The sequence below is a fragment of the Coleofasciculus sp. G2-EDA-02 genome, from assembly GCF_040226375.1.
Taxonomy (GTDB): Bacteria; Cyanobacteriota; Cyanobacteriia; order Cyanobacteriales; family Coleofasciculaceae; genus Coleofasciculus.
Window position 1 is genome coordinate 13,414 of sequence record NZ_JAVKEW010000155.1, and the last position, 26,880, is coordinate 40,293.

21 protein-coding genes and 1 pseudogene are annotated in these 26,880 nt (G+C 43.7%); 14 read left to right on the forward strand and 8 right to left on the reverse strand.

Annotation, left to right across the window (positions count from 1 at the left end):
* Positions 1-10: 10 nt before the first annotated feature.
* A complete protein-coding gene (locus RLO19_RS18960) occupies positions 11-544 on the reverse strand; it encodes a retropepsin-like aspartic protease family protein (protein ID WP_446358918.1) in 534 nt (177 codons plus the stop codon).
* Between the two features lie 513 nt (positions 545-1,057).
* Between RLO19_RS18960 and RLO19_RS18965 the strand changes: the two genes are divergently transcribed.
* Genes RLO19_RS18965 through RLO19_RS18975 form a run of 3 tightly spaced genes read left to right on the forward strand, consistent with a single transcriptional unit; the run spans position 1,058 to position 6,054 of the window.
* Positions 1,058-4,297, forward strand: coding sequence for a response regulator (locus tag RLO19_RS18965; RefSeq protein ID WP_446358920.1), 3,240 nt, complete (start codon positions 1,058-1,060; stop codon positions 4,295-4,297).
* Positions 4,263-5,675, forward strand: a complete 1,413-nt coding sequence (locus RLO19_RS18970; protein WP_446358922.1) for an adenylate/guanylate cyclase domain-containing protein — start codon at positions 4,263-4,265, stop codon at positions 5,673-5,675. The genes RLO19_RS18965 and RLO19_RS18970 overlap by 35 nt, the downstream gene beginning before the upstream one ends.
* Position 5,676: 1 nt before the next feature.
* Complete coding sequence (locus RLO19_RS18975) at positions 5,677-6,054, forward strand: response regulator transcription factor (RefSeq protein WP_446358924.1); 378 nt, start codon at positions 5,677-5,679, stop codon at positions 6,052-6,054.
* A gap of 259 nt (positions 6,055-6,313) precedes the next feature.
* Here RLO19_RS18975 and RLO19_RS18980 read toward each other — a convergent pair whose 3' ends face one another.
* The gene (locus tag RLO19_RS18980; RefSeq protein WP_446358926.1) at positions 6,314-6,766 is read right to left on the reverse strand and encodes a RidA family protein; all 453 of its coding nucleotides are present in this window, start codon (positions 6,764-6,766) and stop codon (positions 6,314-6,316) included.
* A gap of 646 nt (positions 6,767-7,412) precedes the next feature.
* Between RLO19_RS18980 and RLO19_RS18985 the strand changes: the two genes are divergently transcribed.
* The 9 genes from RLO19_RS18985 to RLO19_RS19025 all read left to right on the forward strand — a co-directional run bounded on the left by RLO19_RS18985 (position 7,413) and on the right by RLO19_RS19025 (position 15,317).
* Positions 7,413-8,477: a sulfate ABC transporter substrate-binding protein gene (locus tag RLO19_RS18985; protein WP_446358928.1), complete on the forward strand. Its 1,065-nt coding sequence runs from the start codon at positions 7,413-7,415 to the stop codon at positions 8,475-8,477.
* Positions 8,478-8,498: 21 nt separating this feature from the next.
* Entirely contained in the window at positions 8,499-8,705 is a 207-nt protein-coding gene (locus tag RLO19_RS18990) for a hypothetical protein (protein WP_446358930.1), read from the forward strand.
* On the forward strand, positions 8,698-9,552 hold the full coding sequence (gene cysT, locus RLO19_RS18995; protein ID WP_446358932.1) for a sulfate ABC transporter permease subunit CysT: 855 nt from the start codon (positions 8,698-8,700) through the stop codon (positions 9,550-9,552). The genes RLO19_RS18990 and cysT overlap by 8 nt, the downstream gene beginning before the upstream one ends.
* Positions 9,542-10,438: a sulfate ABC transporter permease subunit CysW gene (gene cysW / locus RLO19_RS19000; protein ID WP_446358934.1), complete on the forward strand. Its 897-nt coding sequence runs from the start codon at positions 9,542-9,544 to the stop codon at positions 10,436-10,438. The genes cysT and cysW overlap by 11 nt, the downstream gene beginning before the upstream one ends.
* A gap of 147 nt (positions 10,439-10,585) precedes the next feature.
* Entirely contained in the window at positions 10,586-11,617 is a 1,032-nt protein-coding gene (locus RLO19_RS19005; RefSeq protein WP_446353518.1) for a sulfate/molybdate ABC transporter ATP-binding protein, read from the forward strand.
* A 278-nt stretch (positions 11,618-11,895) separates the two neighbouring features.
* The gene (locus RLO19_RS19010) at positions 11,896-12,732 is read left to right on the forward strand and encodes a sulfite exporter TauE/SafE family protein (protein ID WP_446358936.1); all 837 of its coding nucleotides are present in this window, start codon (positions 11,896-11,898) and stop codon (positions 12,730-12,732) included.
* Between the two features lies 1 nt (position 12,733).
* Positions 12,734-13,318: a DUF1634 domain-containing protein gene (locus RLO19_RS19015; RefSeq protein ID WP_446358938.1), complete on the forward strand. Its 585-nt coding sequence runs from the start codon at positions 12,734-12,736 to the stop codon at positions 13,316-13,318.
* Between the two features lie 595 nt (positions 13,319-13,913).
* A complete protein-coding gene (locus tag RLO19_RS19020; protein WP_446358940.1) occupies positions 13,914-14,351 on the forward strand; it encodes an FHA domain-containing protein in 438 nt (145 codons plus the stop codon).
* 177 nt (positions 14,352-14,528) lie between these two features.
* The gene (locus RLO19_RS19025) at positions 14,529-15,317 is read left to right on the forward strand and encodes a Crp/Fnr family transcriptional regulator (protein WP_446358942.1); all 789 of its coding nucleotides are present in this window, start codon (positions 14,529-14,531) and stop codon (positions 15,315-15,317) included.
* 45 nt (positions 15,318-15,362) lie between these two features.
* Here the strand turns inward: RLO19_RS19025 and RLO19_RS19030 are convergent, their stop codons facing one another.
* From RLO19_RS19030 to RLO19_RS19050, 5 genes are all read right to left on the reverse strand, one after another.
* Positions 15,363-16,592: a class I SAM-dependent methyltransferase gene (locus RLO19_RS19030; protein WP_446358944.1), complete on the reverse strand. Its 1,230-nt coding sequence runs from the start codon at positions 16,590-16,592 to the stop codon at positions 15,363-15,365.
* A gap of 29 nt (positions 16,593-16,621) precedes the next feature.
* Positions 16,622-18,040, reverse strand: a complete 1,419-nt coding sequence (locus tag RLO19_RS19035; protein ID WP_446358946.1) for a class I SAM-dependent methyltransferase — start codon at positions 18,038-18,040, stop codon at positions 16,622-16,624.
* A gap of 82 nt (positions 18,041-18,122) precedes the next feature.
* On the reverse strand, positions 18,123-19,067 hold the full coding sequence (locus tag RLO19_RS19040) for a sulfotransferase domain-containing protein (RefSeq protein WP_446358947.1): 945 nt from the start codon (positions 19,065-19,067) through the stop codon (positions 18,123-18,125).
* A 67-nt stretch (positions 19,068-19,134) separates the two neighbouring features.
* Complete coding sequence (gene topA, locus RLO19_RS19045; RefSeq protein WP_446358949.1) at positions 19,135-21,324, reverse strand: type I DNA topoisomerase; 2,190 nt, start codon at positions 21,322-21,324, stop codon at positions 19,135-19,137.
* 379 nt (positions 21,325-21,703) lie between these two features.
* Entirely contained in the window at positions 21,704-23,815 is a 2,112-nt protein-coding gene (locus RLO19_RS19050) for an ATP-binding protein (protein ID WP_446358951.1), read from the reverse strand.
* A gap of 357 nt (positions 23,816-24,172) precedes the next feature.
* Here RLO19_RS19050 and RLO19_RS19055 point away from each other — a divergent pair, with 357 nt between their 5' ends.
* Together RLO19_RS19055 and RLO19_RS19060 are read left to right on the forward strand one after the other, a co-directional pair.
* Positions 24,173-26,107, forward strand: coding sequence for an eCIS core domain-containing protein (locus RLO19_RS19055; RefSeq protein ID WP_446358952.1), 1,935 nt, complete (start codon positions 24,173-24,175; stop codon positions 26,105-26,107).
* Positions 26,108-26,163: 56 nt separating this feature from the next.
* Positions 26,164-26,607: a hypothetical protein gene (locus RLO19_RS19060; RefSeq protein WP_446358954.1), complete on the forward strand. Its 444-nt coding sequence runs from the start codon at positions 26,164-26,166 to the stop codon at positions 26,605-26,607.
* Positions 26,608-26,624: 17 nt separating this feature from the next.
* Here RLO19_RS19060 and RLO19_RS19065 read toward each other — a convergent pair.
* A pseudogene (locus RLO19_RS19065) lies at positions 26,625-26,880 on the reverse strand (RNA-guided endonuclease TnpB family protein); the annotation flags it as partial.

A 26,880-nucleotide genomic window follows, 5' to 3' on the forward strand; every position in this document is an offset into this window, starting at 1 on the left:
AAACTCCTCTCTACCGATATCTAAGTTCGATGACATTTTCTTTAATGGTCACATCATAGATACCAAAAAATCCTTGTCCTAATAGTCCGATATCGAGGTATTGATTAATCGTCACCTCCGGATTCGTGACTTCAATACCCCCGACGGCGACAGAATTAACGCGACCTCGCGGAACTTCAACTTGACCACCCGCAGTGGAGGTGGTGACGACACCTTGTGGCGTAACGTTTAAGACTTGTGCCATTGGGGGGGTAATCGCAATCCCGGAAGCACCTGTATCGAAGAGCATTTCAAAGCGGCGGTTGCCATTAAATTGGACATCAACGACCGGAATCCCAGACATCCGGCGTTTGATGGGAACTTGAATCACCGAAGGTGTACTGCTACCACTACCACACAGGTGACCCAGATCTATGACATTGCCATTGCTGTCTTCCAAATAGCAGGGCAAATCACTCTGGGAATGGGAGACAGAGGTAGATGAGACAATTCCTGCGATCGCGAGGAGTATAAATAAGACTTGGCGGGATAAATAGCGTTTCATAGTAGTCTTGCGCCCAGTTCGGCAGCCGTCGTTGTTAGTCGTCCAATCTTCTATTCCTTAATTTAACCCACGACAGGGGGACACGTCCTCAGTTCAGCTCATCTGAGGGGTTGTCAGGTAACAGGGAACACAGAACAGGCAATACGTAATTGACCTGCGTCTTAGCTGACCCATATTTTAGCGATGACGAGAGTGAAATAGATTGAACAGGTCACGCATCCGGATATTTCATCAAGATGATGTAGATATTAATAAATTTTCCTGATTCTTTGTTGTTAAAAAATTCTTTCTAAAAAAACATCAGAATCTTATTCGGTAAATTGCCAACTTGGGGAGCAGGGCGAAATCGAAAATGAACATATATCCAAAGTCGTGAAAAATCGGGGTAAATCTCTCCGCCTCTGCTCCCAGACGCGCCAGGGCGCGTCTCTACATGCTCCATTCTGCCTCACTTTTGCCATCCCTCTCATCAACGTCAAAACTGTTTGTATTAAAATTTCACCTAATTTTAAAATGGCTTTTCCTATCTTTTTTGGTCAACAATCTATCACCCGGCGAACTCTGGTTAATGTAGCATTGAGGATGGCTGGAGTTATCGTTGTATTAACGACTTGGAGTTACTTTCACACTTTATCATTTCTTGAATCGGAAGCATTAGCACGGGTCAAAAAATATGTAGAGGAACGAGGGGAAAGGGAACGTATTCTATCTTCTATCGCTGTAGACAATCATACTCTTCTCAAGCAAGAATTAATAAAACAACTTCAAGAGCCGAATTCTAACTCCTACAGTAAATTTAATCAGATCTTCGTCCAGTGGTCTGATGGTGTTATCCGCAATCGACCTCCAGATCAGCCCCCGGAGAAGTTTGACACCCTTGAGCAGGCGGGGGTTTATATTGATAAAAACCTGGTCATCGACGCCGAGGTTCGACAGCGAGTCCTTGCCTTTTACAACTTAACCACAACTTATGGCGCAGTATGGCATCATCGTTTTATCAATACCTATATTACCAGTCCTGATAATATTATCGCGATCTATTGGCCCAGAACGCCTTGGGTGCAACGAGCTTCTACTGAACTCAATCTCCAAAACGAGGAAAAAGCCTATCATGGCAAAACGCAACCGAATGCAGCGTCAAAGACGGTATGGACAGGAATTTACTACGATCCTCAGGCTAAAGATTGGCTCGTCTCTGTGAAAACGCCTGTTAACTTAAACGGTGAACATATCGCCACAATTGGACATGATGTGACTCTAAATCAACTGATGGAGCGCCTGATTGAGGATAACATTGAGGGCGGTTATAATATCCTTTTTAGCGGGGATGGTCGTCTGATTCTTCATCCAGATAAAATTGATGAAATCAAACAAAAAAAAGGAAATTTTAATGTTTTGGAATCCGATGACACTCATTTACAACGTATTTTTCAATTGGCAAAACAGAGAGAATCTAATCAATTTATTATTGAAAATACCAAAGATAATGAGTATTTAGCTATCGCCAGAATCGATGAACCAGATTGGTATTTAGTCACCGTTTTCCCCCAGTCAATCTTAGCCAAGCCAGCCTGGAACACATCCGGATTTATTCTGGCGTTAGGAATTTTAGCACTTGTCATTGAACTATTAGTCCTCTATTTTGTCCTGCGTCGCCAAGTTACTGATCCCTTAATTGAGTTGATGGGAGCAACTGAACGAATTGCTGCTGGCGATTTGAATATTCAACTGGATGATACTCGAAAAGATGAGTTAGGACGTTTAGCCAATCTATTTAACTCAATGGCGATTAAAGTTTACGTCCGTGAGCAATTCTTAAAACAAGCCGAATCGGAAGCGAAGCGCTTACAAAAAACCGAAGCCGATACTCGGCAGCGGGTTGAAAGTATTAATCAAATTCTCGAAGGTCGAGTCGAAGAACGAACCGCTCATTTAACTGCTATTATTAATAATTTAGTCGATGGTTTACTCGTTACCGATACCCAAGGAAAGATATCCCAGTTTAATCCCGCTCTCTTAAGAATGTTAGGGTTAGGAGAACTCGATATTACAGATAAAAATGGTCAAGACGTATTAAGCCATAAGTTAGTTGAATTAATTACCCAAACCCAAAACCATCATCGGGAAGTCTTTACGGCAGAAATTGAGCTTGCGGAGGGACGTGTTGGTAAAGCTGTAGCCACAGCTATTGATAAAGTGTCCTCGGCTGATGGTGCAGTTGAGGAGTTTCTTGGATCGGTTATTATGATCCGAGATATCACTGTTGAAAAAGAAGTGGATCAGATGAAAACAGATTTTATCTCTACCGTTTCTCATGAACTGAGAACACCGCTGACTTCTGTACTGGGATTTACTAAAATTATCAAGAAAAAACTTGAAGAGGTAATCTTCACTCAAATCCAGACCGAAAATAAGAAAATTCAGCGCACGGTTCGCCAAGTGAAAGATAATGTGAATATTATTGTATCTGAAGGAGAACGATTGACCGCATTAATTAATGATGTTCTTGATATTGCCAAAATGGAGGCAGGAAAAGTTGATTGGAACATGCAGCCGTTATCAGTCAAAGAGATTATTGAACGGGCAATAGCCGCGACAAGCTCTTTATTTGAGGATAAACAAATACAATTTATTAAAAATGTAGATACTAATCTACCTGAAATTTCTGGAGATAAAAACAGACTGATTCAAGTCTTAATTAATTTAATTTCTAATGCTGTTAAATTTACTGAAAAAGGTTCGATAACTTGCCGTGCTAGAAAAAGGCATAGTGAAATTATTATTAGTGTTATTGACACGGGTATGGGTATTTCTCCTGCCGATCAGCCTAAAGTATTTGAAAAATTTAAGCAAGTCGGCGATACACTAACTGACAAGCCTAAAGGAACAGGTCTAGGATTACCCATTTGCAAGCAAATTGTCGAACATCATGGCGGCAGAATTTGGGTTGAAAGTGAGCTAAAAAAAGGAAGTAAGTTTTCTTTTACACTTCCTATCCATACTGATTTACCAATTCAAGTGAATATGATGGATATGGATACGTTAGTTAAGCAGCTTCAGCGCACCGTCACCACCCAACCCTCATCAACTAAAAACACTGCTAATAAAACTGTACTCGTTGTCGATAATGAAGCATTAATTCGTCAACTCTTGCGACAAGAACTAGAGTCACGGGGATATCAAGTTCGGGAAGCCAAAGATGGCTTAGAAGCGATCGCACTCATCAAGCAAGAACGACCGGATCTTATCACCCTAGATGTAATGATGCCGGAAATGAATGGCTTTGATGTTGCCGCCGTATTAAAAAATGACCCATCAACAATGGATATTCCAATTATTATTTTATCCATTATTGAAGACCACGAACGAGGATATCGGTTAGGAATAGATAAATATATCACAAAACCATTTGAATCAGAACAGTTGCTTCAGGAAATAGACTGTTTAATCGCTCAAGGAAGTTCAAAAAAGAAAATATTAGTGATTGATGAAAATATCTACACTGTTAAAACTCTAGCTGATATTTTAACCACCCGAGGATATAATGTGATTGAAGTCTTTGAGGGAGAGGATTTTAAAGAAAAAGCCATTGCCGTCAAACCAGATATGATCATTGTGAATTCTGAGCTATCTGAACGATATAATATTGTTAAAACCCTACGATTTGAGAAAGGTCTGGAGAATGTCTTTTTTCTCCTATTAGCGAATGAAAAACCCGATGGTTACTATCAGTCTAAAGAAGTTGCTGAATAAAAAAGATGTTTTATCTCTGCTCAAAGAGATGAGTTCTGTCATGGAGACACCTATTCTGATTCAGGATACCCAAGGTCATCTCCTTTTCGGTGAAGCAACCCAAGAGAAACTGGAAAACTATCCTGTAAAACTTGCTAATGATATTATTGGTTGGATCAGAGGTAGCGAAAAAGCATCATCCTTGGCATCTCTACTGAGTTATATTGCCAATAAAGAGCTTCAGGAAAAAATGTTGGCAAGGGAAACCTTGGATAAATATAAAGAAATTAACTTGCTTTATAATATCTCAGGACGGTTAACAGCTTGCCTCGATCTCAAACAAGTTGCTAATCTGATTATTGATGAAGCCACCCGATTAATTAAAGCTACTAGTGGTTCACTCATGTTATTAAATTCAGACACGAGTGAGTTTGAGTTAATCGCCGCCATTGGTCAAGAATATGACCCAAAAGCACCCTTGGCTTTGGGAAAAGGAATCGCGGGTCATTTAATCTTGACGGGTAAAGCTGAAATTATTAATAATGTACAATCGGATATTCGATTTATTGAAGGTTATAATCAAATTTATTCTCTGATTTGCGCTCCATTAAAAACTAAAGATGGTATAATTGGAGTAATTAATATTAGCCATCAAGAGCCGATTAACTATACGGCGGGTGATTTAAAGCTATTGACTGCCCTCGCCTCCCAAGCAGCATCTGCCATTGAGAATGCGATTTTGCATGAACAAAAACTAAAAGAAGAGCGGATTAAAAGTAATCTTGAACGTTATGTATCCGCTAAAGTTGTTGAGGCAATTTTGGAAGAAAAAGATGATTTTTCCTTCGAGCCAGCTAAACGAGATATTACTATTTTATTTTCAGATATTAGAAACTTTACCAGTAAATGCGAGGAATTACCTCCGGAATTAATTGTCGAATACTTGAATGAGTATTTTACCCACATGGTTGATGTAATTTTTAGCCATGGCGGAACTGTAAATAAGTTTGTGGGTGATATGATTGTGGCAATGTTTGGCGCTCCCTCTCGTTTAGTTTATAGTGAGCAAGGCGCGATTAAAACGGCGATTGAAATGCAAAAGCGGATAAAAAGAATCCCTGTTCCTTGGATTCGACAAAATTTTATCACCGGAATTGGTATCAGTTCTGGGGAAGTGATTGTCGGTAATGTTGGCTCTCCTCAGCACATGGACTATACCGCCATTGGTGATAAGGTCAATATTGCCTCTCGCTTACAATCAATTGCCAAAGGGGAACAAATTTTGGTGTGTCGCAGTGTCTATGAAGTTACCCATAATCTGTTTAAGTTTAAGGAAGTTGGCACGGTTCAAGTTAAGGGTAAGAAAAAACCCGTAGATGTGTTTGAAGTGATCTATTAATATGAACAAAAAAGTCTTGATTGTTGATGACGAACCACACATTCGCCTGTTAATGGCACAAACCTTAGAAGAGTTGGAAGACGAAGGGGTAGAAATCCTGATTGCTGAAAATGGGGAAGAGGCGATTGAAACCATTCAGACTGAAAAACCTGATCTAGTTTTTCTGGATGTGATGATGCCTAAAATGAATGGTTTTGATGTTTGTTATGCGGTTAAAAATAACCTGGATATCAAAGATGTCTATATTATTATGCTAACCGCAAAGGGGCAAGAATTTGATAAAGAAAAAGGTCAACAAGTCGGCGCAGATTTGTATATGACTAAGCCTTTTGATCCTGATGAAGTCGTCGAAAAATCCTGGGAAGTTCTGGGGTTGTGAAATCAATTTTGATCAGATTATTTCCCTGGGATAGTTAATAAGGTTTCCGGGCAGAAAGTCAGGGCGTGTTTAATCTAATTTGATGGCTTAGTTTTATACCCAGAACCCGTAGGGGCGCACCGACGTGCGCCCACCGCGCCCACCAACACGGTGTAGATTGCCCAGAATTGTGGCGGGTTTAGTTGCATCTCCTGTGAAGTCAAAAAGGATAATCGTAAAACCCGCCCCTACAAAACACTTGATTTTTCTTAAATTTATTTCATCGCAGTGCTGTACATTTTATTTCTACGATGAGTCTAGGGTCAGATAAAGCGGTTACACCCACCTTTGTCCAAGTCGGATATTTCTGAATGAAATACCGATCTTTTACTTCCATAAAAAGTAACAAATGGGGAATGATTAACGATTGTGATCCTGAAGCCATATTCGACGCATTGTCCCCTGGAACCGAAGCGGGAGTTGTGACATGATAGGTCACCATTTCTACAACATCCTCAAAGGTTACGCCTGCGGTTAAAAGAACTTTATTGACATTTTCAAATGCCTGAACAAACTGAGCTTCTATCCCCTCAACCACCTGTAAATTTTCGTCGCGACCCACTTGACCGGAGACATAAACGGTATTTCCGATTCTAATACCCGGACAATAGTGATACTTGTCATAGAGGATTTCCATACCCGTGGGAATAATGACTTCGCGAGTCACGACCATAACTAATCTCCTTTGGTAGACAATTATGCCAATACTCTACCTCTAAACCTGGGGATAATCAGGGTAGCTTTTAGATTTTGAAGCTGGGATTTTAGAGTTTAGAACTATTGCTGCTTGATTAATTGTCTAACTAATTCAGCCAAATGGGAACAACGTGACATCCTCCTACACCGTAATCTTGATTCGGTGTAGGCTTCCAAGCCTCACGACTTAGCTTTCCTGCTTGTTCCCTTACGGGGTTTCGCCACTTGCCTAGACTTTGGGGAGTTGTGTATCCCAACGCTGAATAAAATTACAGCGTGGGTCTGACAACTCCCCCAAACCCCCTGGTAAGATAAACGGGCAAGTAGTGCGATATAGCCTAAAAAACTACTTTTTATAACAAAATACCACACTAAGTGATGGGAATGAGTAGCACACCGCCGCAGAGATAGCCATAGGGGGTGAAGTTACGCGATCGCGAAACCCTATCTTGGTGTTGCGCCTGTTGCCAATGCTTGTGAAAAGGGTATCAATAAAGGTTTTCACCGCTGGCCACAGTAAATTTAATTTAAAAATGTATTGCAAATGTTTTAGGATTCGCTTAGAATTAAAATGCAAGCACATTAAAGCAAAAATTACGGATTCGTTATAGGAGTTGTACATTATGAGAACCCAATCCACTCAGCACCTCTGGCGATCGCGTCAACGGTTCATGGCTCTAGTGCTAGCAGGGGTAGCCATGAGTAGCGCGATCGCAGCCTGTTCCAATCCCCCCAGTAACACCCCTGACGCCGACAGTCCCGTCAAGTTAACCCTAGTCTCCTATGCGGTAACCCAGAAAGCCTATGAACAAATCATTCCCCAGTTTGTCGAACAGTGGAAAGCCAAGACGGGTCAAACCGTCACCTTTGACCAAAGTTATGGCGGATCAGGCTCCCAAACTCGCGCCATCATTGATGGCTTAGAAGCCGATGTTGTCGCCTTAGCTCTAGCTTTGGATACGAAAAAGATTGAAAAAGCTGGACTCATTGAACCGGGTTGGGAACAAGAATTTCCTAACGATTCCATCGTTCATACATCCGTGGCGGCTCTGGTCACACGGGATGATAAAGTAAACGTGACTCAATGGTCTGACCTGACTAAAGATGGCATTAAAGTTATTACCGCCAATCCCAAAACCTCTGGGGGAGCCAGATGGAATTATATGCTGCTATGGGGAGTGATTACCCAAGCTGGGGGTAGCGACAAGGACGCCGAAACCTTTGTCGAAAGCGTCTATAAAAATGTCCCCGTTTTGCCAAAAGATGCTCGCGAAGCCAGTGATGTGTTCTTTAAACAAGGTCAGGGCACTGTATTAATTAATTATGAAAACGAAGTCCTTCTCGCTAGGGAACAGGGAGATAATCACCCCTTTTTTATTCCCACAGACTATAACATTTCCATCGATAATCCCGTCGCTGTTGTTGATGCCAATGTAGATGAACATGGGACTCGCGAAATCGCCGAAGCCTTTGTTAAATTTCTATTTACTCCAGAAGCACAGCGAGAATTTGCTAAAATCGGTTTCCGTCCTGTAGATGAAACTGTTGCTCAAGAGTTTGCCAGTAAATATCCCACCGTGGAAAACTTGTTCACTGCGAAAGATTTGGGCGGCTGGGAGCAAATTCAAGCCAAGTTTTTTGAAGATGGTGCCGCCTTCGACAAAATGCAAGCAAAACTCGCTCGGTAGTCAAGGAGTATTGAAACTATCATGATTGTTTTCCTAGGATTTTACAGTTCTGTCGCCCTCTACTGTTTTGCCGTTTACTTGAAAGCGTTTCAGCAAGAAACTGACTTATCGACTGAGGAATTACGTTTATCTTGGCTAGTTATCGCATTAGCTCCTCTGTTGTGGTTCATTGTTGTTCCCATTTCTTACCTGGAGAAATATCATAAATCTTCAACCTCCCATGACTAATTCAGCGGATTATTTTCAATCTTTAACCACCTGGGGGCGGAATAAGGTTGCCACCATTTCTATACCCTGGACGATCACTTTCGTTTACCTCAGTCTAGTTTTATTACTGCCGATCGCGGCATTGATGAGCAAATCCCTAAGCCTAGGAGTATCAGAGTTTTGGCGGATTGCAACTTCTGACGTGGCTCGCTCAGCTTACAATGTTACCTTCGTTACCGCTCTCCTCGCCGCCCTGATAAATGGTGTGATGGGCACTCTCGTGGCTTGGGTTTTAGTCCGCCATGATTTCCCCGGTAAAAAACTCGTTGATGCGGCGGTCGATTTACCTTTTGCGCTCCCTACTTCAGTGGCTGGATTAGTGTTAGCTACGGTTTACAGTGATAAAGGTTGGATTGGACAATTATTTGCTCCCTTTGGCATCAAAATTGCCTTCACTCGCTTGGGTGTATTTGTGGCAATGGTATTTATTTCGCTGCCGTTTATTGTCAGAACTTTACAACCCGTTTTGCAAGAGATGGAAAAAGAAATCGAAGAAGCGGCTTGGGCTCTGGGTGCATCTAGCTATCAAACCTTTTTCAGAGTCTTACTCCCCCCCCTAGTTCCACCCATTCTGACGGGGGTAGCGCTGGGTTTTTCGCGGGCGGTTGGAGAATATGGTTCTGTGGTGATTGTTTCATCGAGTATTCCTTTCCAAGATTTAATTGCGCCGGTACTTGTGTTTCAACGGTTAGAACAATACGACTATGCGGGAGCCACTGTAATTGGTACCGTTTTGCTTCTCGGTTCATTACTGTTGCTGCTGGTGATTAACGGACTACAACAATGGGGGCGTCGTTATGCTGCGTAATTTTTTTTCTCGCATCTCCATTAAGGAAAATGTGGGGTATTTTAGTAACATCAAGGTGACAAAAAATGAGAATCGTAAAACCCACCCCCAAACACAATTGTTAATCGCGATCGCGTTAGGTTATCTGTTCCTTGTTTTATTCATTCCCGCCTTAGCTGTGTTCTATGAAGCCTTTCATCAAGGGATTGGTGAATTGTTCGCCGCGATGGGGAGTCGGGAATTCTTACACGCTGTCCGCATGACTGTGATTATGGCTGCGATCGCGTTACCTTTAAATACGGTGTTTGGACTCTGTGCGGCTTGGGTAATTGCCCGTAATCAGTTTCGTGGACGTGCTTTACTGATTAGTATTCTTGACTTACCCTTTGCCATTTCTCCAGTTGTTGCGGGTTTAATGATTGTCTTACTTTATGGACGAAATGGCTGGTTTGCGCCACTACTCAATAGTTTGGACATCAACGTTCTTTTTGCTATACCAGGAATGGCGATCGCGACAATTTTTATTACGTTACCTTTTGTTGCTCGTGAAGTAATCCCGGTTCTAGAAGATATGGGTTCAGATCAAGAAGAAGCGGCGCGGATCTTGGGGGCGAATGACTGGCAAATTTTCTGGCGTGTCACTTTACCGAATATTCGCTGGGGTTTACTCTATGGTATTTTACTGACTAATGCTAGGGCGATGGGAGAATTTGGCGCGGTTGCTGTAGTTTCTGGTGGCATTTTAGGTCGCACTCAAACGTTACCTATTTTTGTGGAGCAAGCCTATAAAAATTATCAAACACAAGCCGCCTTTGGTGCAGCGGCAATTTTGGCACTTTTAGGATTTGTGACGCTGATTGTCAAGGAGATTTTAGAGCGCAATACAAGCCGTCCGGTTCATCATTAATGGGTCATTAGTCAAATGGTTTTCTCAGTTAGTCAGGGCGGGTTTAGTTACATCAGGGTGAAGTAAGAAAGGATAGTAGTGAAACCCGCCCCTACACACCCAAAATTATGTTCTTGAACGAAGGATCAAAAATTTACAGGAGTTATTATGAGCATCATTGTTGAACAGGTTTCTAAGCAGTTTGGTAATTTTGTCGCCTTGGATCGAGTTAATTTGACGGTAAAAGAAGGGAGTTTAGTGGCACTATTGGGTCCATCAGGTTCCGGGAAGTCTACACTGTTACGGGCGATCGCCGGATTGGAACCTCCGGATAGTGGGTCAATTGTAATTAATGGTCAGGATACAACCCATTTAGATGTCAGTCGGCGTAATATTGGTTTTGTGTTCCAGCATTATGCCTTATTTAAACATTTAACCATTCGCCAAAATATTGCCTTTGGTCTAGAAATTCGTAAGCGTCCCCGACGATTTGTCAAGCAACGGGTTGAGGAATTATTAGAGTTAGTCCAGTTGCAAGGATTAGGCGATCGCTATCCGTCTCAATTGTCGGGGGGTCAACGCCAGCGAGTCGCATTGGCGCGGGCTTTGGCGGTACAGCCGCAGGTACTGCTTTTAGATGAACCTTTTGGTGCTTTAGATGCTAAGGTGCGGAAAGAACTTCGGGCTTGGTTGCGGCGGTTACATGAAGAGGTTCACGTTACCAGTATTTTTGTTACCCATGATCAAGAAGAAGCCATGGAAGTAGCGGATGAAATTGTGGTAATGAATCAAGGAAGGATTGAGCAAATTGGTACTCCTGACCAAATTTATGACCATCCGGCTAATGCGTTTGTGATGAGTTTTATTGGCCCCGTGAATGTGCTACCGAGTACCGCCCATCTTTTCCGAAATAATGATATGACGGCGATAAAAACCCAGATGTTTGTTCGTCCCCATGATATCCAAGTTCAAACCTCTGCTAATGGAGTTACGTCACCGGCTATCGTCAAACGGGTTATTCATTTGGGCTGGGAAATTCAGGTTGAGTTAGCCTTTATGGATGAACAAACGATTGTGGCACATTTGAGTCGCGAACAATTTAAGACACTTAATCTAAAGCCCGGTCAGCAGGTGTTTGTTAAACCCAAGGATGTGAAGGCGTTTCCAGCGTTGACGTCGATGATTTATCAAGCGTCTTGAAAAAAACTATAATACCTATTTCATAATCCGGTTAAACGCCAAAATTGCAACATTTGCTACCTGATAACCTATTGTGTTCCAGACGTAGGATGCTACGTCTGGAACAACCACCAATTCACAAATTGACAATGGATAATGAACAATGGATAATGACCTCTCCTTAAAAGAAGAGGATTGAAATCAAGGAAAATCTTTTTTAATTTATTCGTAAACGAAGAGGTCTTAGACCCAATTAATCAATTGTCAATTATCAATTATTAATTATCCATTGATAACCTATGAATATCCTAGAATTTTCGGTACTGGTTTGGGCTGGCTCATTCACGGCTGGTTTTTTAGGCGCGATTACTGGCTTAGGGGGTGGTGTAGTTATTGTTCCCTTTTTGGTGTCCGTATTTGGGGTAGATATCCGATATGCGGTGGGTGCGTCTTTGGTGTCAGTGATTGCTACGTCTTGCGGTGCAGCTTCTTCTTATTTAAAAAAAGGATATGCGAATTTGCGAATTGGCATGTTTCTGGAAGTCGCCACCACAATAGGTGCTATTATGGGTGCATTGATTGCCGCTTATGTATCGGTTAAAGCCTTGACATTGGTGTTAGCGATCGCACTGATTTATTCTGCCTACTTTTCCTGGCAAAATCAACCCAAGCCGGACACCCCTGAGTCCCCTGATTCCCTGGCTACTTATCTGAAACTTAATGGAACGTATCCCACCCCTGATGGATTGATGATGTATCACGCTAATTCTATTCCTATGGGTTTTGGTGTGATGATGGTTGCGGGCGTATTATCGGGGTTGCTGGGTATTGGTTCGGGAGCGTTTAAAGTGCTAGCCATGGATCAAGTCATGGGTTTACCCTTTAAAGTGTCTACCACTACCAGCAATTTTATGATTGGGGTAACGGCGGCGGCGTCAGCCGGGGTTTATTTAACACGAGGTTACATTGACCCTGGATTGGCAATGCCTGTAATATTGGGGGTATTACCGGGTGCTTTATTGGGGGCAAATGTTCTTATCGGCGCCAAGACAGAGATTTTGAGAATCGTCTTTAGTCTGGTACTTTTAGTGATGGCGCTTAAGATGATCTACCAGAGTTTTATCGGGGCGGGATAAAATGAATCGAGTTAATCCCAAGGGTTTGAATCAGGACAATGCGATCGCGAATTCTACCTGTGAACGAAAGGTGAGACAGAAGTCAGAGGGTAAAGGAGTTTCAGGAAAGGAGGAATGTGGCGATGTCGCCGGAAATGATCACGGTTTAGACGGATATGAGCTAACGGATTTATCCCGTGATTTTCAGGTTAATGATCAAGAATTCGCTACGGAATCCGCTAATCCGCTACAACTTGAACATTGGATTGGTAATCTGCTGAACTATGGCGTAATTTTGTCAAGCAGTCTCGTTTTGGTGGGGGGAATTCTTTATTTAATTCGCCACGGATTTGAACCGGTTAATTACCGGATGTTTCAAGGAGAACCTGCTGAATTTCGCTCGCCTGTTGGTGTCATCCAAGGGGTGTTGTCCGGTCGCCGTCGGGGTATTATTCAATTGGGGTTACTGGTTCTCATTGCTACTCCGATTCTCCGAGTTGCTTTTTCCTGCATGATGTTTATCCGACAGCGAGATTGGATCTATACTGTTTTGACGTGGCTGGTTCTGTTTGGGTTGATTTACAGCTTTGTCGGCGCGTATTACTAATTTATATGAAATTTATTTAACTGGGGGGTCAGACCCCTCCCTATCTCTCCCCTGGGAGGGGAGGGAAGCAAGCCGATAGGATCATTTATTCCCTGGCGTCTAAGGATAGCGACATTCTGCTTAGTCAGGGATGATTTGGTAGCTTTTGTTACAATTGCGGAGAAAATTTTCCTTCAATTTTGATTATTGGACGGGTATTTTAGCATCGGGTAATTCACTCCAATGGGGTTTAGACTGGCTCCGTAATAATACGGTGTGAAAAACTCGGTCAGATTCTGTAAACTGAAGATATCAGCTATCGAATTAGTGATAGTGAGCCTCCTAGCTCAATTGTGGATTAAGCCTATTTCAGGTGATAACCAACAGCAATATGGCTCTTGCGATCGCGTACTCTGTCGGTAAAACTCTCTTTCTTAGCGGGAGATCAGAGGAAGTCACGGAATCTCTGGGACTTCTCGTCACGTTTACCCGAAAAGCCATGTCCTGGAAGTGAATCGCACTATACGATCCAACTTTAAGATCCCTCTTTGCGATCCCTCTTGGGCATGTCATTATTAAACTAACTATCAAGTTTTGATTTTTAGGGGTGCATCAATTGAATCATAAATCTTTGTCTGGGGTAAATCTTGCTCCAAATGTTATTACGGTATCACTGCGATCACCGTCTTATACTGTACCAATTCAACAATGGCACTTTACAGATCAACCGATTATTAAAATTGGGCGCTGTGCGGATAACCATATTGTGCTGCGGAGTTCGGTTGTCTCGCGTTACCATCTAGAACTGCGGTGTGTGGGGAACCGATGGAAACTGATTAATTTTGGCAACAATGGGACGTACAAGAATGGTCAACCGATTACGGAATTGGAAATTCCCGATGAGATTATTATTCAACTCGCCCTTTCGGGTCCCCAGTTGCAGATTAATCTCAGTACCAATGTACCAGAACCGTTGTTAAAGCTGCTTCGCCATCAAGATTCAGATCACCGCAATCTTCCGGGACGATTACGTACCATGTTCAGCGGAAGTTGAGCATAGGGCGACCCGAGTTAATTAAGCGGACTCCCGTTGTTCATTTGTGTAAGCGGGTCGCCTCTAAGTGAGAACTAGGGGTGAGATACCAAATGAATTTCAAATGAATTTCAATCAATTTCTATTTTAAGAGCAGGCTGGGTAAGCTGGTAATATATGTGCAGCCCGGATTAAGAGATGGCAAAAGCAGCCAAACCGCCTAAATCTGACTTGACAACACGACTCCAGAGTAATTACCTATTTAAGGAATTAGACGCCGACTGGTTGGATGATTATCTGAAAACCTTAGATCTCAAGGGAGAAAAGCTTTACTCTAGTCGTCCCGTCTATACCGCCTTTCGTCCCGGCGTTTCCTTGGATTTCCTGTATGTAATTGTCAATGGCGGACCGGTGATTACTCGCAGTACGCCGTTAGATCGGGTGATATCCATTAGCTATCCCGGTGGTTGTTTTGGGATGAGGAACTTGGCATTTAGCTATGGACAGGTGTCAAGATCCTTTCCTAGTTTGGTGGAAGCCTATAAAACTACAGATGTATTCCGGATTCCCTTGGACGTGATTGAGTCCATTTATAAAGAAAACCAGACATTTCGCGATCGCTACGATTTGCTGTTTGAGTTGCGGGAGAAGTTTCAGTACCATTTACTCAATTGCAGCACCTATCCCCCTCAAGCTGTTGCGGCGCTGTTGCGAGCCTTGGTGTATCAGGAGCGATCGCTAGGGAATCAACCGGATGCCAATGGGGTCTATGTATTTGATCTGCCTGTCGATGTGATTGCTCATGCCAGTCAGCTAAACCATCGTACCGTAGAACAGGTACTCAAGGGAATGCAACAGGTTGGATTATTAGCCTCTCCTACCGCCAAGGATACCTCTAGCGATATTGTCCGCGTTGCTGATCCAGAAGGGTTAAAGGAAGTCTACAGTGCCACTAGGGATAAAGTATCATGGTGGCCCCTAAAGTAACCCCCTGATGCCTTTCTGTATTGATAGACCACTAGCTATATAACTTTATTTTTTGGCGTAGTATGCCCGATATTTGGCTAGCGGTGAGTCAATAATGTATTCCCGCAGAAGTAAACCAGGACTTTGTGCTGGCAATTGGAAAGGCTCAGACAATCCGAGCTTAGCCTGATGTGTTATTTCCGGAAGAATACTGGTAGTATCGAGTAAATGTTGATAAGTAGCTTTGGCAAGATCTTTTTGACCTTCTAGGTCATAGCATTGTGCAAGGCGAAGCCAAGCCATCTGGCGGACGTCAATCTGATAGTGAATTAGGGTAGATGGGTAGTCAAGATCGCGAAGTTGTATAAGCTTTTTGATAGCAGCATCTACACATTCACGCTGCATTTCAATGCATGCCCTCAGATAGAGGAGAGTGTTTGTGGTTCCAGCCTCAAGTTCTTTGATTGCTTCCATCCTTTCCAGATACGCAAGGGGCTTCTCAAGTTTTTTCGTTCGGCTCTCGCTGCTGCTGGATTCTGGGGTTTTTAGATTTGTCATACCTCTTAATAGCTTTTTTAGAGTCTGGCGTGGCTTGGGCTTAGAGAATTCTCTTTTAAGAGGTTGTCTTCCAAGATGGGGAATGCGTAACCCAAGATCCATAGCCCCTGACCAAGCGCTTACGTAAGCCACTAAAGACATTAGAGATCCCTCGCGTAAAGGAAAATCACCGATTCCAGACACGAGTGAGCGTTTTTTTCTAAGAAAACTTATACCACCCGCGTCAGCTAGTAACTCGTAAGCACCTGTCCTTAAAGCAGCTTGGAGCTGTAGTGACGGACCGAGCATCAATCCTGCGGTGTCATCAAGCGCGACAATTCCCTCAGGTAGAACCATACTCTCCCATACGACAAAATCAGCATAGGCGTGTGCTTTGCTATGGCGTCCGTCTATATATAAAAATGAGATCGGTTCATTCCAGATTTCGGCTGCTTCGAGGCTAGGTGCTGATATAGTATTGACTAAATGCGACACATCGAATTGTTCAAGATTAGCAGCAAAGTCGGGCTGAAAATTGATGTCGATGGCAGTCATAGCAGGGCTATCACTCTTGCTGGCTAGGGCACGGGTGATGCAAACTGTGGATTTTCCAGCAAAGCTGCCAATTTCAACCACCATACCATCTGCACTTGCTTCACAGGCAAATCGGTATAGTTCTTCAGCAGCAATCGGTAGTAACCATCCTCTAATTTCATGCCAGCGCCTATTTTCGTCGGTGTTAAAGAAGGAGAGTTGCATAGATAAGAATTTCGATCTACTGAATTTTGTTATTTCCGCTTCGTCGCGATGACCATAAAACGTGGAGCCAATTGCTCCGCTAGCAAACCGAGGGATAACCAATTATACATCCGCATCCGCCGACCAGGAGGAACATAGTAAACGACGTGCTGTACTCCTAAGCCAGAGCGCTGAAACCAAGAGCGTACCATCTTAACGTTAGTCAAATGTATCCCTAACGACTCAAAATCAACCGAGCCACTCGCCGCCAAATCAAAGGGGGTAAATGTTTCAGATGAAAATTTACGGCACTTCCTGTTCAAGAATGTGGCAACTATCTTTCCTTTCTCCCCAAGAAGATTGGCAAAGCGTGTTAATACGGTTGTTGGCTCCCGCAGATGTTGTAAGACATCTGGGAAAATAATACAGTCAAAGCTTTGTTCTGATAATCTATCAATAGCTTGATCAAAATCCGGTATCACCGTTTCTATGCCCTTCGCCTGTGCTGTTACAGCAATAATTTCGTCTAGCGGTATAGCGACAACTCGATGCCCTTTCTTGACTAAATCGGCTTCAGTTTCTCCTGTTCCACATCCTACCGATAGCACATTCTTGCACCCAGAACCAACGGCTTTTACAATTCGCGGGTCGGACGGCGCGTAGTATTGTTTATCGAATTTCTTTGTAAGAAGTTTTGTCTCCGTTTCAAATAAACGCAATTTGGATAAGCTTCCTGCTTCCACTTGCATTAGGGCTTTGATTTGAGCTTCTACCTCTTCTTTCGGAAAATCGAATCTTCTCAACATCACATATTTATTAGACTGGTGATGCACGAGAAATCGATCCAATTGAGAAATACACATCACCTTAGTTAAACCACAGTATACGAAAGGATCGCATGCAGCGCTTGCTAGAATGTCATACCGTGAGCGCTGCGGTGTCAAGGCGTAGTTTCCTGAGTTGATCGCAATGTGCAATTGAGAACGGCTCAAAAGGTATAAAGCGGAATGCTTATTACTGAATTCGGCAAATGTATAGGAACCAAAGCGTTTGACTGAATCGGGCCACCAATGGTAAGAACCATGAAAACGATCAAAATGAAAACTTTTTTCAGGACTTAATTCATAACGGAAGAAGTCAGCCACATAGCCATCTGGCAAATATGGAGTTACCTCAAGAAACGCCTTTATATTATCCTGAGTAATCAGGGTATCATCCTCTGTGTATATAAACAAATCATACTTATCAGCATTTTCAATAAACAAACGGCGGTGTGCATACGCCAACGACCGAGGATCAGGCGTCGGCAATCCGACGATGACGTTTACGTCGGTTCCAAGATCTTTGGCAATATTTGTGTGTACCACTATTTCCTTTTGATAAGGTAGGGAACGATACTGTTCTAAAAGCTTTTGAAGATATACATCATTCTTTGTTCCGTAATTAGCAATTGCTACTAAAATTTTCATTTTCTATCCATTTAACCCCTTATAAATCCAAATAGCTAGGAGCAATTATTTCAATGCTCTCAGGCATTTTTTTCAAAAAACATTATTTTGACCAGTGGGATAAGTCACAGTTCAGAAACTCCGCAAGTCTTTGGTTCGGCTCCCGAAACCTTTCAATTAACATCTTGCGGGTTTCCGGAAGCATCGGTGGCGGTAAGTATTTCTGTTCAATCTGCTTCCCAGTGGGTAGTTGTCTTAGTCCCTGATAAACCCAGTCGCGCAACTCTTGCGGTAACAAAGAAGCTGCATGGGAAACTCCGGGAATTGACTTCAAAGGAGTTGTTATGCGTGAACGTATAATATTGTCAAAATGGGAACGGTTCTCGTTCGCCCAAACAGACTCTCTTTTGGTTAAATCGATTTCATCATCAATTTCCAAAAAATTACAGACCTTGCGAAGTGTATCGGCTGTTTCGTGGATTAAATCATCCATGAATAAAAAAAGAAAAGATTCTCTAGGAAAGAAGTTAAGATACTGTTCTATTCGCTCTATATAATTACTATTGTCCAAATCATGACTCCGGCGTCTAATGCTGTCTTCAAAGCGTTCAATTTTTTGAGTGACGTATCTTTTACCAGGATTTTGTTTAAGGTCTACATATTGACAGACTCTAATGTAATGTACCCAGTGGGAGTAAGCTCGATCTATTGGATTTCGCATAATATATATGAGCTTTACATTGGGCAGTATCTGAGCTATTCTCTCTGCACATTGAGACACAAAAACTTGTTGTAATTTTTGGGAGAATTCTGGCGCAAGATTAAGAGTATAAAAAGTTGATGCTTCCCCACAGACTTGATAGGATTCAGCTTGGCTAAATAGAGAAGCATACCAATCTAATCCTCTAGCATAAGTTTTGTTATCGGCGAAAAAATTCGGCTCCTTAGGTTCACTCATATATATTTGAGGATGCTGACACAAGTATTTATAAAGCGTTGTTGTGCCAGACTTGGCAGCTCCAATGATTAGAAAATCTGGTAAGCGCATCTGTATACTCCTTGTACTCCTTTTCCAGAAACTAGCGACACAGAAATCAACAATAAACCATCACCCATCACCCTTTCACCTCTCCAAACTTAGGACTCCAAAACGTCCCCTTTTTCGTCCAAAAATAAGCCACATTTTTACATTTCCCCTGACGAGACTTGGGATTCGCACAACGCAAAATCTGCTTAGACTCACCCTCTTTCTCATACTCATACAACTCCAACGGCTTCCCACAACTCGGACAAGCATACTCCGTTAACTTGTCTGGCTTGGCTGGCTTGGCTGGCTTGGCTTTCGGTGCAGGGCGATCTGAACGGGGTAACTCATACTCTCCAGCCTTGGCATTCCAAAACATTACCACCCCACATCCCCCTTGGCGATTATCGCAACTGAGGAAATGATCCGCTTTCAGCTTCTGAGACTGAGAAAACACCTTAGTCATCAAATGCTGACATTTAGGACAGGGATAATCCGTGGGTTCCGTTCTCGGACGCCGTTTCGATTCACCCTTCGAGGTAGACTGAGTTTGACTGGATATATCTGGAACTTGGGAAAACGCCGAGTTAAGCGCCGGAGCAAAGTAATCCCGATTCCACCCCGTCAAATAACATTCCCAATCTAACTTCCCTGACGCGATCGCATCTAAATCCGATTCCATCTTAGCGGTAAATTCTGGCTGAATCAGATCCGGTAACACCTGTGCCAAAAATACATCCAATTCCATCCCCAGTTGGGTTGGCTGCAATCTCCCTTTACTTAACTGAACATAGTTACGCGCTTTCAACGTCTTAATTGTCGGCGCATAGGTGCTAGGACGACCAATTCCAGAACGTTCCATCGCCTGCACCAGTTTGGGTTCGCTGTAACGGGGTGGCGGCTGCGTCTGTTTCTTGTCTGCACCTGCCTTATCTAAGCTAAGGGGTTGACCCTGCTGTACCCGTGGTAATTGGGAATCGGCGGCAATATTATTCCAATAGCGAGTATAGCCAGGTACGAGTAACACCTGTCCCCTGGCTTCCCAAAATACATCCCCCGATTGGGTGATAATGCGAGTTTTGGATAATTGAGCCTGACAGCATTGGGTTGCGATCGCGCGATTCCAAATTAAATCATACAGTTTTGCCTCATCCCTGGGGAGTTGAACCGATAATTGCTCCGGTGTGCGTTCAACATGAGTAGGACGAATCGCTTCATGGGCTTCTTGCGCCCCGGATTTAGAGCGATGGGAGGTTACTCTAGAGGGTACATTATCCGGGTCATGCTGCAAAAGCCATTGTTTTGCCCCTCGACAAAACTCTGGAGACAACGCCACGGAATCCGTCCGCATATAGGTAATATGCCCAGCTTCATAGAGGCTTTGGGCAATTTTCATCGTCACTTCTGGATTCAGCTTGAGTTTAGCACCAGCAGATTGCTGAAGCGTAGAAGTTGTAAATGCGGCGGGGGGAGATTGTTTAACTGTCTTCCCCTCCACTGTGACAACATGATGGGAATGAGAACGCGCTATCGCGACTAATTGATCCGCCTCGTCCTGAGAGAGTACCCGCTTCCCTTCCGCTACTGGATTCTCTTCTCCCGTATCATCCGGCTGATTCTTCGTGTTCCTAGAATTCTCTTGCGGCTGAGTTCGACCTGCGTAAAGGGCTTTAAATCCCTCCTGATATTCTACCCACACCACCCAATAATCCTGGGGTTTAAATGCCAGAATCTCTTGTTCTCGCTTCACCAGTAGATGTAAGGTAGCACTCTGCACCCGTCCCATGGACTTGCAGCCGTTATTCAAGCGCCAAACTAATCGACTCCCTTTATATCCCACCAATTTATCCAAACAATCCCTAGCACGTCCTGCGGCGATAAGGTTTGAGTCAATAGTTTTCGGATGTGCGATCGCGCGTTCTACGGCGGCTTTGGTAATCTCTGTGTAAGTCACCCGTAGGGGATTCTTCAATCGCAATTCTTGGCTCAAATGCCAACCAATCGTTTCTCCTTCTCTGTCTGGGTCAGTCCCTAGGTAAATTCGGTCGGCTTGGCGGACAGCAGAGCGCAACTCCGATAAGATTTTCTTAGCTTGTGAACTGCGGGGAACATAGCGACAGTGGACGTGGGAACCCTCCAAATCAAACCCTAGAGAATCTTGACCATCATCAGCTAATTCCCGAACATGACCCATGCTGGCTTTAACCGTCCAGCCAGCACCGAGAATGGACTTAAGTTTTTTGACCTTACCGCCTGATTCGATAATTAGTAGATTCGCCATGGCTGTTGGCAAGAGATGATGGAGCAATATAGAGGTATGCCCGGGAAGGGGTGCGATGACCCAAAAATTGGCACAGCTAAATTGCCAGAGTTGACATTTTGTGTATTATATGCATATTAGGTCAAAATTTGGGACGCGATCGGCACAGAAAGCCCAGCCTATACGATAAACCAACACCAACTTAAACTGAATGGTACTGACTTAAGCTCAATGGCACTATAAGCATTTTTGGATCGCCTCCACCCTTAATATACCGTAGGGTGGGCACTGCCCACCAGCCTTGGAGCGTGCCATTCGACTTAAGCTAGGTTCGTAGTAGGCACAAAGCGTGCCAGAAACACTTTAGGCTTACTACACTCTAACCTCAGTGCCATTCAACTTAAACCCAGCCCCTGACTTCGGAATCGGTTAAAATTTTCCCCAACTTAAGACATTCGCTTTTCGTCGCTTGTAAAATATGTTTCATCATCACAGGTTCACCCGCATCAGCCGCAATAAACGCCGCATTTAAGGCAATACTGCGGATATTTCCCCCCGCCATATTCAACTTGCCCAACTTTTGCATCTCTAATTTCTGAGTCGGTGTTTCTTGGGGAAAAATGCGCTGCCAAATCGCGGATCTATCATCGGCATTTGGAAAGGGAAACTTAACCGAGAAATTGATTCGACGCATAAACGCTTGATCTAAGGCTTCAATCAAATTTGTCGTCAAAATTGCTAATCCTTGATAGGCTTCCATCCGCTGGAGTAAATAACTCACTTCCACATTTGCGTGGCGATCATGAGAATCTTTCACTTGAGTTCGTTTACCAAACAACGCATCCGCTTCATCAAACAGTAAAATTGCCCCACTCGTTTCCGCAGTATCAAAGATTCGCCGCAAATTTTTCTCCGTTTCACCAATATATTTACTAACCACCGCACTCAAATCAATTCGATAAAGGTCAAGACTTAACTCCTTTGCCAACACTTCCGCCGCCATGGTTTTCCCAGTTCCACTCGGTCCGGAAAAAAGAGCGCTAATCCCCAAACCGCGTCCTCCTTTGCTCGCAAATCCCCACTCCTGATAAACTTTCGCCCGTTGTTGAACATGAGTCGAAACTTCATGTAACGTCTTTTTTTCCAAGTCAGGTAGAATCAACTCCTCCCAAGTCGCTACAGCATCAATCCGTTGTGCCAAATCATCTAAACGGGGACGCGCTTGAACCTTACAGAAATCCCATAAGTGAGTTTGCAGGGGAGATGAATTAATTTCTATTTTGGGTTGATCTTTTTGGTGTTTCGATGAACGACGGCGGGTTGAGAATGAGGAAGTTTTTTCTGGTTCTTTATCGTTTTGTTCATCGTCTAGCTGTCCATCGGTTGGTGTGGGCGTATAGTCCATCTTATTCAGCGATAAACAGGCGGCTTGAATTGTTGCGGCGTTGAGATTAAATTGGGCAACTAGGGTGTCAAGTTGTCCATTCAGTTCTGTTGTCAGTGAACCGAGATAGGATTTCCAGATATCTCGTTGTTCAGCATGAGTTAGTTGACCTACATCTAAGGTAATCATCGGGCGTTGGCGTTGCGGTTGTCGTTCCTGAGTGCTGAAAATTAACGGCACATTTACTTGATCAACAAACTCAGCAATTGCCCATTCTCGCCGAGGATCGCCTTGATTCATCTCATCAGCATTTAGAAACAAGAAGCTGTGGTTTAATAAAGCTTCCCGGAAACACCGTTTTTTTAACTCATACAGTTCATTAGGATTAAATGGAACAACAGATGCTGATATCATCTGAAGACTCCATCCTAATGCGCTACAGGCGACAGTCGCAATAGATTGCTTCGCTCCTATATCTGAACCACATAACTGAACAACGGGATAGTCAAAAGTTGCCAAAGATTTAGACCAATTAGCGATAATTTGGTCGGCAATTTTTTGATGCGAATGGGGGAGAGGAGTGGAAAATGAAGGCGGTACAGGCAAAAGGATACCTGCCAATTCCTTATCTATGCAAGGTTCACTCAACAGATAACAAAGAATCCGCTGATTAATGCGTAGAGGCGATTGAGTGAAGGGTAGTCCTTCAGCCATTTCAATCAGTTCCCAATGTTGTAAGGGAGATTGGGAGGAAAGAATACTCAGATGAGTCTGGCTAAACGTAGATAACGCTAAGTTCAGCGTCGGATAATTTCGTTTAGGATTGCCGTTAATTTTGGCACATAAGACTTCAAATTCGCTATCCAACTCCATGCCAACGCATAATAAGAGGATATAGCGGTCAAATTGGGATAGGTGAAATAAAGCGCAGAGTTTATCTAGGGCTGGTGGTGCATAGTCTAGAAGGGCTGCGGCATCTGGGGATAAAGTCTTTTTCAATTTGGCTAAGTTGGGCTGATTTTGCTGGTAAGCGATGCAATCTTCTAATACCTGACGAACTTGATTAACGGCTATCTGGAGATAGTGAAAGTTGGCTTGATACCAGTTGGTTGGTGTGGGAATATCCATACATATTTATATGTTTTAATATTGTTAAATTTGATCGTCCGTTGGAAGCGTGAAAGCGGGTAATAATTAAGTTGGTTGGGAAGATCGATTCCCTCCGGGATAGCTTCGCTTACCGCGAAACCCCACAGTTTCTCCCCTTGCTCCGGTTGGATGGCTCTTATGTTAAAACATATTTCCGGTTGAATTCGGTTTAGACAAAATAGTTTATAATTTAGCCACAACTCAAGATGTCTTAGGTCAAGCCGCTTTCCGGCGTTTTCTCGGAATGGACAGGTATTGGCTTCTCGGAGAATCACCCAGGATTCTTGAGGGAATCGGCTCCAATCCTTAACATTATCGGGCAACTGAGGCGGCATCATGTATAAACCCGTACAAAAGAAAAGTTCATCCTGGACTCCTCCGAAGGTACAGAAAAAGGGTAAAAGCGCTGCTAAATTGGGGCGTTTTTCGATTCAACCCAAGCCAAACCAGACATCTGCCCCATCCCAAGAAATCGGGGACGATAAGAGAGCATCAGCCGATACACTCGCCGCGAATGTGATGCGAGGACTGCAAGCCAAGGAACTTGAGCTTGCCGAAGGGTCAACAGTACAGCGTAAATCTGAATCACCATGGACAGCCGGGTTTGATGCCGCCCCACCCACAACACAAACTCCTACTCCTCAGATGGGAACAGCTTTTGCCCCAGTCTCAGAAAACCCGATTCAACGCCAATGTGCTGATTGTGCCAAAGAAGAGAAAGAACAGGCGGGAGAAGTTGGGAAAGACGTAGAGGAAATTGGAATTCAAACCAAGTTGACTATAGGAGCGCCAGGAGATCCCTACGAGCAAGAAGCTGACCGAGTAGCGTCTCAGGTAATGTCAATGTCAGCGCCTCCTGATAGTTCAGCGTCCGTTCAGCGCCGGTTGGACACCAATAACCCCAATCAAATATGGCAAAGAGCGCAGTCAATTACACCTGTGGTGCAAAAGCGAATTGATCCGCGTGTGCAAATGGGGCAGATGATACAACGGGCAGCTCAAATAGACGCAAATCAAGCATCTGGGGATTTAGAGAGTCGTTTGAATGCGTCTAAAGGTGGAGGTTCTCCGTTATCCGAGGACGTGAGAGGATTTATGGAACCGCGCTTTGGGGCTGACTTTAGTGGGGTGCGGGTGCATACGGGTGGTGAAGCGGTGCAGATGAATCGCCAGTTGGGCGCTCAGGCGTTTACTCATGGGAGTGATGTTTACTTTGGGGCTGGAAAGTCGCCGGGGAATAATGAGTTGACGGCTCATGAGTTGACTCATGTGGTACAGCAGACGGGTGTTGTGCACAGGAAGAATAAACAAGAACAGATCCAACCTAGCCTTTTGCATGGCATCGTACCCAAGAGTCAAGTTTTGGGTCATCTACAAGCTATGCAGGAGCAATTAAATATTGATGGAGCTTTGTACCGTAAAGAAATTGCTCAATTCCAGCAGACCCATTCAACTGAACAGATTCTTGAGAAACAGCAACAACTCTTGCCAGCTCAAAATGGGAGTATAACTCAGACAGGTGATAGCTCGAAAATTTTTAGAGCTTGTGGGGATAGTAATGCGGCTGGTCAAATTACTCATGAAACAAAATTTAATGCACCAGATGGATCTGCCAAAACACGAAAGAATGTAGGTGTAGGCGAAGAGGTTGAATTTAAAGCACCTAGTGCCGGGAAGTGGACGGCATCAGCTGGGACTCCTGTAACTTTGCCTAACGGAAATACGTTTAATTGGACTGCCCCCAATAGAGCTGCATCCGTGAAAATAAAGTTTGAGCTAGGTGGTAAAGAATCCTCAGTCTCGATGAATGTCATAGAACCTAATGGTATCACCGGAACCAAGACAAGCGAAGATCCTTACCCGGCGGGTACTCAGGGTGCTGGTATGCGCCTGAACTTTAATTTTCACCCAAAGAAAGTGTCTTTCGGAAATGCTTTCATTTTAGAGATTCCTGGTCCAGCTACTAGTATATCGGGATACTTCAAGAGTTACCGTGCTGCTAGTTTGTACCACCATCCGAATCCTGATTTTGTCCCGATTGCACAGGATAATACACTTGGTGCAATACGAGACCAAGCTGCTTTCTCTGGCTACCCTGCACCATGGAAAAAAGGTGGATTCAAGTGGGATATTCCAAACCATTTTAGGGTTAAAGGTGAAGGAGGTAATGGAAAGAAATTTACAACCGTAACCCAAGCCTTTTCGATATCAGGCTCGGATGGTACTTCCAAGGTCACAAAAGCTGGTGAAAGTGTCGAAAGGACTCCGTGATGAATGTTTGCTTAGAATTTTTTGCGCGTTACACGCTTATTATCCTTGGTGTGACTATGCTGGTTATATGTCAAACTGAGGGTCAAAATCAGGCGGCTAATCCCTCACTGCCAGAAAATGGAGAAGAAACGATGAAAGAACAAAATACAAATATAGATACTGTCCAGCTACAAATTACCGCTGAACCGTTGGAGTTCTCCATATCGGAGATCGAAAACTTCAAGATTTCTCTTACTGCCACCAACCAGAGTGAGGAAGTCACAAATCCAGAACTTCATCTGGTAAAGCTTTTCATCAATGGTGAGCAATCTATGGCATGGAATTTAGCGATTAGTAATGGTCTACGAGAAGAGAAGTGGTTTGCTCTCCCTCCCGGGGATACAGTTTCAATGAGTTGGTCAATGGGTCGGTCTCTGTTTCCAACACCGGGTGACTACAGCCTAGTGTTTCACTACGGTAACAAAGAATTAGACCCCATTCACGTCCATGTACTTCCTTAATTGACATCCTCCCACCACTAATTCGGAGTACCGAATATAGTGGGGGATTCCCAAGAATTCTTGGTTCGCAGTTCATCGAGCCGACTTAGAGCAAGAGCGTCTCCGTTCTTGAGCCAGAGGTCAGTTTCTCTCTGCGCTTTTGAGCTTTTGGCTCCAGATTCCGTATGCCCTACGGTACTGTTTAAGTATTCAGCTAGCAGCTTGAATCCCTTTGCCAGAATGTTTTTTGCGGCGTTATAGTCACGGTCTAAGACTGTGCCGCACTTGTTGCAT